Origin of the sequence: Pseudomonas sp. B10 (assembly GCF_900156235.1) — a bacterium.
Taxonomy (GTDB): Bacteria; Pseudomonadota; Gammaproteobacteria; order Pseudomonadales; family Pseudomonadaceae; genus Aquipseudomonas; species Aquipseudomonas siliginis.
This window is the reverse complement of the sequence record NZ_LT707063.1, coordinates 1,722,683-1,734,782: the sequence shown is the minus strand read 5'-3', so window position 1 is coordinate 1,734,782 and position 12,100 is coordinate 1,722,683. Positions and strand designations below refer to the sequence as shown.

Below are 12,100 nucleotides of genomic sequence, written 5' to 3'. Positions count from 1 at the left end.
CTGCAACCTGCTGCACCTATGATCGGTCGCCTTGTGGTGGTCGGTCTGGGGTTGATCGGTGGTTCGTTTGCCAAGGGTTTGCGTGAAAGCGGCTTGTGCCGTGAAGTGGTCGGCGTCGATCTGGATCCGCAATCGCGCAAGCTCGCGGTCGAATTGGGTGTGGTCGATCGCTGCGAAGACGATTTGGCGGCGGCTTGCATCGGTGCCGATGTGATTCAGCTGGCGGTGCCGATTCTGGCCATGGAAAAGCTGCTCGCGCGTCTGGCTGTCATGGATCTGGGGCAGGCGATTCTTACGGATGTCGGCAGCGCCAAAGGCAACGTGGTGCGCGCCGCGACCGAAGCGTTCGGCGGCATGCCGGCACGTTTCGTCCCCGGGCACCCGATTGCCGGTTCCGAGCAGAGCGGGGTGGAAGCTTCGAATGCCGAGTTGTTCCGCCGGCACAAGGTGATCCTGACGCCGCTCGAGCAGACCGATCCTGCCGCGCTGGCGCTGGTCGATCGCCTGTGGCGCGAACTGGGCGCGGATGTCGAGCACATGCAGGTCGAGCGGCACGACGAAGTCCTCGCCGCGACCAGTCATCTGCCGCACCTGCTGGCCTTCGGTCTGGTCGATTCATTGGCCAAGCGCAATGAAAATCTGGAGATCTTCCGTTACGCTGCCGGTGGTTTTCGCGATTTCACAAGAATCGCCGGAAGCGACCCGGTGATGTGGCACGACATCTTCCTCGCCAACCGCGAGGCTGTCCTGCGCACACTCGATACATTTCGCAGCGACCTCGACGCCTTGCGCGACGCGGTCGATGCAGGGGATGGGCACCAATTGTTGGGCGTTTTCACGCGCGCCCGGGTTGCCCGCGAGCATTTCAGTAAAATCCTGGCCCGCAGGGCCTATGTGGACGCTATGAATTCCAACGATCTGATCTTCCTGGCTCAACCTGGTGGCCGCCTGTCCGGTCGGATTCGCGTACCGGGTGACAAATCGATTTCCCACCGTTCGATCATGCTCGGCTCGCTGGCCGAAGGCGTCACCGAAGTCGAAGGCTTCCTTGAGGGCGAAGACGCCCTGGCGACCTTGCAGGCATTCCGCGACATGGGCGTGGTCATCGAAGGCCCGCACCACGGCCGCGTGACCATTCACGGTGTCGGCCTGCACGGCCTGAAACCTGCGCCGGGCCCGATCTACCTGGGCAACTCCGGCACCTCGATGCGTCTGCTCTCTGGCCTGCTGGCGGCGCAGAGCTTCGACAGCACCTTGACCGGCGACGCTTCGCTGTCCAAGCGTCCGATGAATCGCGTGGCTAATCCTCTGCGAGAAATGGGCGCCGTGATCGAAACCGCTGCCGAAGGTCGCCCACCGATGACCATTCGCGGTGGCCACAAGCTCAAGGGTCTGACCTACACCATGCCGATGGCCAGTGCCCAGGTGAAATCCTGCCTGCTGCTTGCCGGTCTCTATGCTGAAGGCAAGACCACGGTGACCGAGCCGGCACCGACCCGCGATCACACCGAACGCATGCTGCGTGGCTTCGGCTACCCGGTCAGCGTCGACGGCGCCACGGCTTCGGTCGAGTCCGGCGGCAAGCTCACCGCGACTCACATCGAAGTGCCGGGCGATATCTCGTCGTCGGCGTTCTTCCTCGTCGCGGCCTCGATCGCCGAGGGCTCCGAGCTGGTGCTTGAGCACGTCGGCATCAATCCGACCCGGACTGGCGTGATCGACATCCTGCGGCTGATGGGTGCCGATATCACTCTGGAAAACCAGCGTGAGGTCGGTGGCGAACCAGTGGCTGACTTGCGCGTGCGCGCAGCTAAACTCAAAGGTATCGAGATTCCGGAGGAACTGGTGCCGCTGGCCATCGACGAATTCCCGGTACTGTTCGTCGCGGCTGCGTGCGCCGAAGGGCGTACCGTGCTGACCGGCGCCGAAGAGCTGCGAGTCAAGGAATCCGACCGGATTCAGGTCATGGCGGACGGTTTGCTGGCGCTGGGCGTCAAGTGCGAACCGACCCCGGACGGCATCATCATCGACGGCGGCCAGATCGGCGGCGGTGAAGTGCACGGTCACGGCGACCACCGTATCGCCATGGCCTTCAGCGTCGCCTCGTTGCGCGCTACCGCACCGATCCGCATCCATGATTGCGCCAACGTCGCGACCTCGTTCCCCAACTTCCTCGCACTGTGCGGGCAAGTCGGCATTCGTGTGGCACAAGAGGCTCAGTCGTGAAAAACATTGCACCGGTCATCACCATCGATGGGCCAAGCGGCTCCGGCAAAGGCACGGTCGCCGGGATTCTGGCCAAACGTCTGGGCTGGAACCTGCTGGATTCCGGTGCGCTTTATCGTTTGCTCGCGTTCGCTGCGCACAACCATGGCGTCGACCTGACCAATGAAGAGCTGCTGAAGACATTGGCCGCTCATCTGGATGTGCAGTTCATCGCCGCGACCGAAGGTCAGCTGCAGCGGATCATTCTCGAAGGCGACGAAGTCAGCGATGTCATCCGCACCGAAAGCGTCGGTTCCGGCGCCTCGCAAGTGGCTGCGCTGCCCGCCGTGCGCGAGGCGCTGCTGCAGCGCCAGCGTGCTTTCCAGGAAGCGCCGGGCTTGGTGGCCGACGGCCGCGACATGGGCACGGTGGTTTTCCCGGATGCACCACTGAAGATTTTCCTCACCGCCAGCGCCGAGGAACGGGCGCGTCGTCGATATTTGCAGTTGAAGGGCAAAGTCGAGGGTGTTAGTCTGTCGAGTCTGCTAGATGAGATCCGTGCACGCGATGAGCGTGACACCCAGCGCGCAGTAGCCCCGCTCAAGCCGGCGGCCGACGCGATTCAGCTGGATTCAACGGAGCTTTCCATCGATCAGGTGCTTGAACGCATCATGAGCGAGATCGCCATTCGCGATATCGCCGGGTGACCAAGAGGGCCGCAGGGGACCAGTCATAGTCCTGCGGTGCTTCTTTTAAATGAAACTAACCCACACCGTCTGGGGTGTGGAGATGGGCGTTTACTTCGCCCTCATCTACAGGAATTAAAATGAGCGAAAGCTTTGCGGAACTCTTTGAAGAAAGCCTGAAAACCCTGAACCTTCAGGCAGGCTCCATCATCACCGGTGTTATCGTTGATATCGATTACCAGGCTCGCTGGGTAACCGTTCACGCTGGTCTGAAGTCTGAAGCACTCATCCCGCTTGAGCAGTTCTACAACGATGCTGGCGAACTGAACATCAACGTTGGTGATGAAGTTCACGTTGCTCTGGATTCGGTTGAAGACGGCTTTGGCGAAACCAAGCTGTCCCGTGAAAAAGCCAAGCGCGCTGAATGCTGGATCGTTCTGGAAGCAGCCTTCGCAGCCGAGGAAGTGGTCAAGGGCGTTATCAACGGTAAGGTTAAAGGCGGCTTCACTGTCGACGTTAACGGCATCCGTGCGTTCCTGCCAGGTTCCCTGGTTGACGTCCGTCCAGTGCGCGACACCACGCACCTGGAAGGCAAAGAGCTGGAATTCAAGGTCATCAAGCTGGACCAGAAGCGCAACAACGTTGTCGTTTCCCGTCGCAGCGTCCTCGAAGCCGAGAACTCCGCCGAGCGTGAAGCTCTGCTGGAATCCCTGCAGGAAGGCCAGCAAGTCAAAGGTATCGTCAAAAACCTCACCGATTACGGCGCATTCGTCGATCTGGGTGGCGTGGACGGCCTGCTGCACATCACCGACATGGCGTGGAAGCGCATCAAGCATCCTTCCGAGATCGTCAACGTTGGTGACGAGATTGACGTCAAGGTTCTGAAATACGATCGCGAACGCAACCGTGTTTCCCTGGGCCTGAAGCAACTGGGCGAAGATCCATGGGTTGCTATCAAAGCCCGTTACCCAGAAGGCACTCGCGTAACCGCTCGTGTAACCAACCTGACCGACTACGGCTGCTTCGCTGAGCTGGAAGAAGGCGTTGAAGGTCTGGTACACGTTTCGGAAATGGACTGGACCAACAAGAACATCCACCCTTCGAAAGTCGTACAAGTCGGCGACGAAGTGGAAGTCATGGTTCTGGACATCGACGAAGAGCGTCGTCGTATCTCCCTGGGCATCAAGCAGTGCAAGTCGAACCCATGGGAAGACTTCTCTGGCCAGTTCAACAAGGGCGACAAGATCTCCGGCACCATCAAGTCGATCACCGATTTCGGTATCTTCATTGGTCTGGACGGCGGCATCGACGGTCTGGTTCACCTGTCCGACATCTCCTGGAACGAAGTGGGCGAAGAAGCCGTACGTCGTTTCAAGAAGGGCGACGAGCTGGACACCGTCATCCTGTCGGTTGACCCAGAGCGCGAGCGCATCTCCCTGGGCATCAAGCAACTGGAAAGCGATCCGTTCTCCGAGTACGTCTCGGTTAACGACAAGGGCGCTATCGTGACCGGTACCGTGAAAGAAGTTGACGCCAAAGGCGCCATCATCGTTCTGGCCGACGACATCGAAGCTACCCTGAAAGCCTCCGAAATCAGCCGTGACCGCGTTGAAGACGCGCGCAACGTTCTGAAAGAAGGCCAGGAAGTTGAAGCCAAGATCATCAGCGTTGACCGCAAGAGCCGCGTAATCCAGCTCTCGATCAAGTCGAAAGACGATGCTGAAGAGAAAGAAGCCATCCAGAGCCTGAAAGCAGCTCCGGAAGGTGAAGCAGCTGACACCACTATGGCGGCACTGCTGCGTCAAGCAATGGCCAAACAGAACTGAGTTCTGCTTGATCATTAAAAAGGGCGACTTCGGTCGCCCTTTTTTGTGCCTGCTATTTGGTCTTTGTACGTCCGTGCATGAAACCAATGGCTTCGCCTGCGGGTCTGTTTCTTTAATCGGATCAATCGCCTATTGGCGACTAAGCTTGATCTTGAGCATTAGTCGTCAGGCTTGCCTGGCATAAGGAAGTGGATGAACAAGTTATTTGTTGTTGCAGTGGTCTTGGCGCTGGCAGGGTGCACCACCAGTGCGAAAACCCATGCGGTGCGCGGCGTCAGTGGTATCGAGGTCGATTGCTCCGGGTTGGGTTCCGGTTGGGAAAAGTGCCAGAAGCGTGCAGCGAAGGAGTGTAAAGGCAAGGGCTATAAGGTCATCACCCGTTCTGACGATGCCAAAGATGAAGACGAATACCCGTTTGGCTTTAATCCGGCGGGCTTCGTGACCCGGACCATGTTGGTGATGTGTCGTTAGGGCAGCGGCGATCCGACTCGCTACTGGAGTGCCCTGAAAATGGGCGTTTTGACCCCGGGAAAGATATGTCAATCCCTGGGCTGTTCAAAATCTTCCGGGCATGCTAAAACCTTTCAAGCGCTGATCTAGCTGCTTGAAAAAGAAGGGAAAAATATGACGAAGTCGGAGTTGATCGAACGAATTGTCACCCATCAAGGGCTACTCTCATCCAAGGATGTGGAGCTGGCCATCAAGACCATGCTTGAACAAATGTCTCAGTGCCTCGCCACCGGTGATCGTATCGAGATCCGTGGATTTGGCAGCTTCTCCCTGCACTACCGCGCACCGCGCGTCGGCCGCAATCCAAAGACCGGCCAGTCGGTAAGTCTGGACGGTAAATTCGTTCCGCATTTCAAGCCGGGCAAGGAATTGCGTGACCGCGTGAACGAAGAAGAGGAGGAGGGCGCTTGATCTTCGCTATTCAAATTCAAGGGGGCGTGGATGCGTAACCTCAAACGCATACTGCTTGGCGTTTTTCTTCTGCTGATGGTTCTGGTAGTTCTGGCGTTTGTGCTGGAGAATCAGCAATCTGTTTCGCTTTTGTTTCTGGGTTTTTCCGGCCCGCAGTTGCCGGTGTCGGTTGTTGCAGTTTTGGCATTGCTGATCGGCATGCTCATCGGTCCAATTTTGGGCTGGTTTCTTGGACGTTCGTCCAGAGCGGCTCGTAAACGACTGGTCTAAAAGCGACAGGCGCACGGCATCTGTCGAAATTGCGCCTCAGCCTGTCTTTATCCATTAGTAAAAGCATCATTAAGCTGTAAAATGCGTCCCTTGTTCGATCGTGCCTTAATGCATGTCGATTCAGACTGACTCTGACGGATGCCAACTGATAGTGGCTTCTGCATTCATGGATTAGACCGCGCTCGCTGGCAGCGCTGTCCGCAGCTCAAGGGTATCGTTTCGCGTGAAAATTCTAGTTACCGGCGGCGCCGGCTTCATTGGCTCGGCAGTCATCCGTCACATCATCTCCAACACTTCCGGTGCAGTCGTTAACGTCGACAAGCTGACGTACGCCGGCAATCTGGAGTCCCTGGCAGAAGTCAGCCAGAATTCGCGTTACGCCTTCGAGCGCGTCGATATCTGCGATCGTGATCAGATCGACCGCGTTCTGCGTGAGCACCAACCGGATGCAATCATGCACCTGGCCGCTGAATCTCACGTCGACCGCTCGATCTCCGGCCCGTCCGAATTCATCCAGACCAATATTATTGGCACCTACACGCTACTCGAAGCAGCGCGCCACTACTGGGCTGCGCTGGACGACACCCGCAAAGCCAACTTCCGCTTCCACCACATTTCGACTGACGAAGTTTACGGAGACCTCGAAGGTCCGGAAGACCTCTTCACCGAAACCACCCCTTACCAGCCAAGCTCGCCATACTCGGCCAGCAAGGCCAGCTCCGACCACCTGGTTCGTGCCTGGGCGCGTACTTACGGCCTGCCGACACTGGTCACCAACTGCTCGAACAACTACGGCCCATGCCACTTCCCTGAGAAGCTGATCCCGCTGATCATTCTCAATGCGCTGGAGGGCAAGCCGCTGCCGGTGTACGGCAAAGGCAACCAGGTTCGTGACTGGCTGTACGTCGAAGATCACGCGCGGGCGCTGTACAAAGTCGTCACCGAAGGCGTCATCGGCGAGACTTACAACATCGGCGGTCATAACGAAAAACAAAATATCGAAGTAGTGTATACCCTGTGTGCGTTGCTCGATGAGTTGCGTCCTGATTCTGCCCATCGGCCTCACGCCAGCCTGATCACTTATGTTCAGGATCGTCCTGGTCATGACGTGCGTTACGCAATTGATGCGAGCAAGATTCAGCGTGAGCTGGGTTGGACTCCGGAAGAGACTTTCGAGACTGGCATTCGCAAGACTGTCGAGTGGTATCTGAATAACACTGAGTGGGTTGAGCACGTGAAGAGCGGTAGCTACCAGCAGTGGATTGATCAGAACTACGCGGATCGTTCGAGCAAGGCATGAAGATCCTTCTTTTAGGAAAGAACGGTCAGGTGGGCTGGGAGCTGCAACGCTCCCTGGCTCCGCTTGGCGAACTGGTCGCTCTTGATCGTCATCCCGTTGATGGGCTCAGTGGTGATCTGTCCAACCTCGAATCACTGCGCGCAACGATTCGTAAGGTCAAGCCTGACGTTATTGTTAACGCCGCAGCGTATACCGCGGTCGACAAGGCTGAGTCAGAAACCGAGTTGGCGGATCGCGTGAATGGCCTCGCGAGTGGCGTGATGGCGGAAGAAGCCGCCGCGTCTGGCGCATGGCTGGTTCACTACTCAACGGATTATGTTTTCAATGGTCAAGGCGTCACGCCATGGCAGGAAACAGACGCTGTTGCGCCGGTGAACCATTACGGCTCCAGCAAGCTCGCCGGCGAGCAGGCAATTATCGCGTCGGGTTGCAGCCATCTGATCTTCCGCACCAGCTGGGTGTACGGCGCTCGCGGCAATAACTTCGCCAAGACCATGCTGCGCTTGGCCAAAGATCGCGAAACGTTGAGCGTGATTGCCGATCAGATCGGAGCACCGACCGGGGCTGATCTAATTGCCGACGTGACGGCGTTGACTATTCAACATGCTATGAAGCAGCCAGAGTTGGCTGGCCTTTATCACTTGGCCGCTGCGGGCGAAGTGTCCTGGCACGGATATGCCAGTCATGTAATTGACTTCGCAAAATCCCAAGGCGAGGAATTGGCTGTGAAATCGGTCAACCCGATCGAAACAACGGCCTATCCGACACCTGCGCGACGCCCTCTGAACTCACGCTTGAATACTCAAAAGCTGAGCGACAATTTTTCTCTACACTTGCCGGATTGGCAAAGTGGTGTAACCCGAATGCTTAGGGAAGTTCTAAACAAATGACCACGTCAAATCGTAAAGGCATTATCCTCGCTGGTGGCTCGGGTACTCGTTTACACCCGCTCACGCTTGGTGTTTCCAAGCAAATGCTGCCTATCTATGACAAGCCGATGATTTTTTATCCGCTGTCGGTTCTTATGCTCGCGGGAATGCGGGAGATTTTGATTATCTCTACTCCAGAAGACTTGCCGCTGTTTCGCAAGTTACTGGGAGACGGCAGTATGTATGGCATCAAGTTGACCTATGCAGAACAACCTACCCCCGACGGTCTGGCTCAGGCTTTCATTATCGGTGAGGAGTTTATTGGTCAGGATCCTTGCTGCCTGATTCTCGGCGACAATATTTTCTATGGCCAGCATTTCTCTGAGAATTTGCGTTCGGCTACAGAGCAAAAGAACGGCGCGACGGTGTTTGGTTACCACGTTTCCGATCCTGAGCGTTTCGGTGTAGTGGAGTTTGATGCTTCGGGTCGAGCGCTCAGTATTGAAGAGAAGCCGCTGAAGCCTAAATCCAACTATGCAGTAACGGGTCTTTATTTTTACGACAACGAAGTAGTGGAAATAGCCAAGAATATCAGGCCGTCCGAACGTGGTGAGTTGGAAATTACCGACGTGAACCGTGTTTATCTTGAGCGTAAGTCTCTCAGTGTCGAAATGCTAGGTCGTGGTTTCGCTTGGCTCGATACAGGCACACACGACTCTCTGCTCGAGGCCAGTCACTTTGTACACACCATCGAACAGCGTCAGGGTCTGAAAGTAGCTTGCCTGGAAGAAATCGCTTACCACAACGGCTGGATTTCTGCAGAGCAGTTAGGTGAGCAAGCGAACGCGCTGAAGAAGACTGGCTACGGTCAGTACTTGCAGAAACTCCTGGATTCACCGTTGCACTGATTCGAACGGCAGGTCTCGTCGTATATCAGCGTTTCTCAGCGCAAGCAGGAATGGCATGCCGGTACAACGTCCCAAGGTTGCAGTTTTGCTGGCTGCTTATAATGGCATGCAGTGGATCGAGGAGCAGTTGGCCTCGATCCTTAGCCAGGCAGCAGTCGCTGTAACCGTCTATATAAGTGTTGACCCCTCCACTGACGGTACAGAAGCGTGGTGCGCGGTATATGCTTCCCAGCACCCTCAAGTTTGCGTTTTGCCACCAGCGGGCACTTTTGGTGGCGCCTCTCGCAACTTTTTCCGACTCATTCGCGATGTCGAATTTGAGACCTTCGATTTTGTCGCTTTTGCTGATCAGGACGATATCTGGCACGCGGACAAGCTACGTCGTGCGACCAACGTCATTCATGATCGTCAAGTTGATGCATATTCCAGTAACGTGACAGCGTTTTGGCCTGATGGTAAAACCCATTTACTGAACAAGGCGCAGCACCAGGTACAGTGGGATTTTCTATTTGAAGCAGCAGGTCCCGGTTGCACTTACGTGTTGAGCAAACCTCTTGCTGAGGCCTTGAAAACCTCGGTACTCGAAAAGTGGGATCTCTTGCAAGATGTTAATCTGCACGACTGGTATATCTACTCTTTTGCCCGTAGTCATAAATATGCCTGGTACATAGATCCTCGATCTTCAATGGATTATCGCCAGCACGAGCATAATCAAGTAGGGGCTAATAAAGGCTTCAGTCCACTACTCGCTCGTTACAAAACAATTCGTGATGGCTGGTGGTTCAGTCAGGTCCAGTTGATCGCGCAGTTGGTAGGGCTGGAGGGGAGTCCATTTGTTCAGACATGGCTTGATATGCGGCGCGGGCAACTTATCAAACTGTCACTGAGTGCTTGGCGATGCCGGCGTCGTTTGCGCGATAAAGTGCTTTTCTTTTGTGTCTGCTGGATCACCGCTTTGATGGGAAACAGAATTCAATGACAACCCCCAAGGTATTGGTGACAGGGGCGGGCGGATTTGTAGGGGAGGCGGTCGTCTTCAATCTCTTGTTGGAAAAGAGGTTCATTCCGATCGCTGCCGCCCGCAGAGGCTCGCGCTTGAATGGACTCTGTCCCGTACGACGCTATGATTGCACTCATACCAATATTTTACCCGTACTGACAGACGTTCAGGTGGTCATTCATGCTGCCGCCAGAGTGCATGTAATGTACGAAACTGCGACTGACGCGTTGGCCGAATTCCGAAAGGTGAACGTGGCTGGAACGCTTGCGTTGGCTAAACTCGCGGCCGAGTCAGGAGTGACGCGCTTCATCTTTATCAGTTCGATCAAAGTTAATGGCGAGAGCACCATCCCGGGCGAACCATTCACTGCGGATGATGAGCCGAACCCCATTGATGCTTATGGCATTTCGAAGCACGAAGCGGAAGAGGCGTTAAAGCAACTTGGTCGCGCCACAGGCATGGAAGTAGTGATCATCCGGCCGCCATTGGTTTACGGCCCTGGAGTCAAAGCCAATTTTCTGAGCATGTTGAACTGGCTGAACAAAGGAACTCCGCTGCCGTTGGGGGCCGTTGCAAACAAGCGTAGCCTTGTAGCCATAGGCAATCTTGTCAGTCTGATCGACACTTGTATCGATCATCCGTCAGCCGCAAATCAGACATTTCTTGTCAGTGATGGGGAGGATCTCTCCACCACCCAATTATTACGTCGTTTGGCCACAGCACTAGGCAAACCTGCTCGCCTTCTACCATTTCCGGAGTGGTTGTTGAAACTGGTTGCGTCGATGCTGGGCAAGCAAGGTATTGCGCGGCGCGTATGTGAATCGTTGCAACTCGACATCAGTAAAAATCACGACATGCTGGAGTGGGCGCCGCCTGTCAATATTGACGAAGCAATGCGCAAGACGGCTTGCTATTTTCTGGACAACCGATAGATGAATGTGTGGTGGCTTTTACCTGCGGTGTTTCTCGTTTCTTGGGCTCTCACATTTGCCTTGATGCGTTATGCGTCAGCGAAGAGATTGATGGATATACCGAATGAACGTAGCTCGCATTCCGTACCAACCCCGCGAGGAGGGGGGGTAGCGATCGTCGGCTCGTTTTTGTTCGCGCTGTTGGTTACCGCGTCTCAGGATTTGGTCAGCTCTTCAACATTTTACGGCCTGTTATTTTCAGGTCTGCTCATTACCATCCTCGGCTTCGTTGATGATCACGGGCATGTCGCCGCCAAGTGGCGCTTGCTTGGCCACTTCGTTGCAGCCGGTTGGGCGTTGTACTGGTGTAATGGACTGCCGCCCCAGCAGCTCGCGGGCGTCATGGTCGACCTGGGTTGGTACGGTAATGTTCTGGCCCTGATTTATCTGGTCTGGTTGCTCAATCTTTACAATTTCATGGATGGAATTGATGGTTTGGCGAGCACTGAAGCCATCACGGTGTGTATGGGGATGTGCCTTGTCTACTACCTCAGCGGGGCGGTAGATCTGATTTGGCTACCGTTGTTGCTGTCGGTGGCTGCATCAGGGTTTCTTTGCTGGAATTTTCCACCTGCGAGAATTTTCATGGGAGATGCCGGGAGCGGATTTTTGGGCATTATCCTTGGCGTGCTGTCCCTCCAGGCTGCATGGAGCAAACCTGAGCTAATCTTTAGCTGGATCATTCTGTTGGGGGTTTTCATCGTTGATGCGACATGGACGCTGGGGCGCCGATTACTCCGAGGTGAGAATATTTACCAGGCTCACAGCTCCCATGCCTATCAAATTGCTGCACGACGCGTAGGCCATAAAAGGGTCACGCTTACAGTCCTGTCAATCAATCTTTTGGTTCTTCTGCCTGTTGCGATATTGGTAGCGACCGGCGCCCTGAACACAGTGACGGGGGTGCTCCTGACGTTCACGCCGCTTGGTTACCTCGCGTATCGCCTAGGTGCAGGCAAGGCTTGACCTGACTCATTACCCAGCGCAACTGTGAATGCGATGATGAATTTCACGCTAGCGTTGCGCTACTGATGGGGCAAGGAGTCGGTTCGAACGCGTCTCGCATGGCATGCTCACTGCAATGGGCGACTTAGTTTACGCTCTTCGGCCCGGCTTATTCACTCGCTCATGACGCGGTCCGACA

The 12,100-nt window shown here is 55.7% G+C and carries 12 protein-coding genes; all 12 read left to right on the top strand.

Annotated features, from left to right (window positions below; translation table 11 throughout):
• Nucleotides 1–18: 18 nt before the first annotated feature.
• A complete protein-coding gene (locus BXA01_RS07715) occupies nucleotides 19–2,226 on the top strand; it encodes a bifunctional prephenate dehydrogenase/3-phosphoshikimate 1-carboxyvinyltransferase (RefSeq protein ID WP_231991040.1) in 2,208 nt (735 codons plus the stop codon).
• The gene (gene cmk, locus BXA01_RS07710) at nucleotides 2,223–2,912 is read left to right on the top strand and encodes a (d)CMP kinase (RefSeq protein WP_024013869.1); all 690 of its coding nucleotides are present in this window, start codon (nucleotides 2,223–2,225) and stop codon (nucleotides 2,910–2,912) included. Before BXA01_RS07715 ends, cmk begins: the two co-directional genes overlap by 4 nt.
• 119 nt (nucleotides 2,913–3,031) lie before the next feature.
• Nucleotides 3,032–4,717, top strand: a complete 1,686-nt coding sequence (rpsA, locus tag BXA01_RS07705; RefSeq protein ID WP_016770920.1) for a 30S ribosomal protein S1 — start codon at nucleotides 3,032–3,034, stop codon at nucleotides 4,715–4,717.
• A gap of 192 nt (nucleotides 4,718–4,909) precedes the next feature.
• Nucleotides 4,910–5,188 (top strand): hypothetical protein, encoded by a 279-nt coding sequence (locus tag BXA01_RS07700; protein WP_073472356.1) that lies wholly within the window; start codon nucleotides 4,910–4,912, stop codon nucleotides 5,186–5,188.
• Between the two features lie 153 nt (nucleotides 5,189–5,341).
• Entirely contained in the window at nucleotides 5,342–5,638 is a 297-nt protein-coding gene (ihfB, locus tag BXA01_RS07695) for an integration host factor subunit beta (RefSeq protein ID WP_007950920.1), read from the top strand.
• Between the two features lie 30 nt (nucleotides 5,639–5,668).
• A complete protein-coding gene (locus tag BXA01_RS07690; RefSeq protein ID WP_076563762.1) occupies nucleotides 5,669–5,908 on the top strand; it encodes a LapA family protein in 240 nt (79 codons plus the stop codon).
• A gap of 223 nt (nucleotides 5,909–6,131) precedes the next feature.
• Complete coding sequence (rfbB, locus tag BXA01_RS07685; protein ID WP_076563761.1) at nucleotides 6,132–7,208, top strand: dTDP-glucose 4,6-dehydratase; 1,077 nt, start codon at nucleotides 6,132–6,134, stop codon at nucleotides 7,206–7,208.
• Nucleotides 7,205–8,098, top strand: coding sequence for a dTDP-4-dehydrorhamnose reductase (gene rfbD / locus BXA01_RS07680; RefSeq protein WP_076563760.1), 894 nt, complete (start codon nucleotides 7,205–7,207; stop codon nucleotides 8,096–8,098). Before rfbB ends, rfbD begins: the two co-directional genes overlap by 4 nt.
• Nucleotides 8,095–8,985 (top strand): glucose-1-phosphate thymidylyltransferase RfbA, encoded by an 891-nt coding sequence (gene rfbA / locus BXA01_RS07675; protein WP_076563759.1) that lies wholly within the window; start codon nucleotides 8,095–8,097, stop codon nucleotides 8,983–8,985. Before rfbD ends, rfbA begins: the two co-directional genes overlap by 4 nt.
• 55 nt (nucleotides 8,986–9,040) lie before the next feature.
• Nucleotides 9,041–9,964, top strand: a complete 924-nt coding sequence (locus BXA01_RS07670) for a glycosyltransferase (RefSeq protein WP_076563758.1) — start codon at nucleotides 9,041–9,043, stop codon at nucleotides 9,962–9,964.
• Complete coding sequence (locus tag BXA01_RS07665) at nucleotides 9,961–10,917, top strand: UDP-glucose 4-epimerase family protein (RefSeq protein ID WP_076563757.1); 957 nt, start codon at nucleotides 9,961–9,963, stop codon at nucleotides 10,915–10,917. The genes BXA01_RS07670 and BXA01_RS07665 overlap by 4 nt, the downstream gene beginning before the upstream one ends.
• Nucleotides 10,918–11,922 (top strand): MraY family glycosyltransferase, encoded by a 1,005-nt coding sequence (locus BXA01_RS07660; RefSeq protein ID WP_076563756.1) that lies wholly within the window; start codon nucleotides 10,918–10,920, stop codon nucleotides 11,920–11,922.
• The last annotated feature ends 178 nt before the right edge of the window (nucleotides 11,923–12,100 follow it).

Excerpts from the sequence above, each read along its gene's own strand:
- BXA01_RS07715 (WP_231991040.1), top strand. The coding sequence starts at position 19 with ATGATCGGTCGCCTTGTGGTGGTCGGTCTGGGGTTGATCGGTGGTTCG.
- rpsA (WP_016770920.1), top strand. The coding sequence starts at position 3,032 with ATGAGCGAAAGCTTTGCGGAACTCTTTGAAGAAAGCCTGAAAACCCTG.
- BXA01_RS07700 (WP_073472356.1), top strand. The coding sequence starts at position 4,910 with ATGAACAAGTTATTTGTTGTTGCAGTGGTCTTGGCGCTGGCAGGGTGC.
- ihfB (WP_007950920.1), top strand. The coding sequence starts at position 5,342 with ATGACGAAGTCGGAGTTGATCGAACGAATTGTCACCCATCAAGGGCTA.
- BXA01_RS07690 (WP_076563762.1), top strand. The coding sequence starts at position 5,669 with ATGCGTAACCTCAAACGCATACTGCTTGGCGTTTTTCTTCTGCTGATG.
- rfbD (WP_076563760.1), top strand. The coding sequence starts at position 7,205 with ATGAAGATCCTTCTTTTAGGAAAGAACGGTCAGGTGGGCTGGGAGCTG.
- rfbA (WP_076563759.1), top strand. The coding sequence starts at position 8,095 with ATGACCACGTCAAATCGTAAAGGCATTATCCTCGCTGGTGGCTCGGGT.
- BXA01_RS07670 (WP_076563758.1), top strand. The coding sequence starts at position 9,041 with ATGCCGGTACAACGTCCCAAGGTTGCAGTTTTGCTGGCTGCTTATAAT.
- BXA01_RS07665 (WP_076563757.1), top strand. The coding sequence starts at position 9,961 with ATGACAACCCCCAAGGTATTGGTGACAGGGGCGGGCGGATTTGTAGGG.
- BXA01_RS07660 (WP_076563756.1), top strand. The coding sequence starts at position 10,918 with ATGAATGTGTGGTGGCTTTTACCTGCGGTGTTTCTCGTTTCTTGGGCT.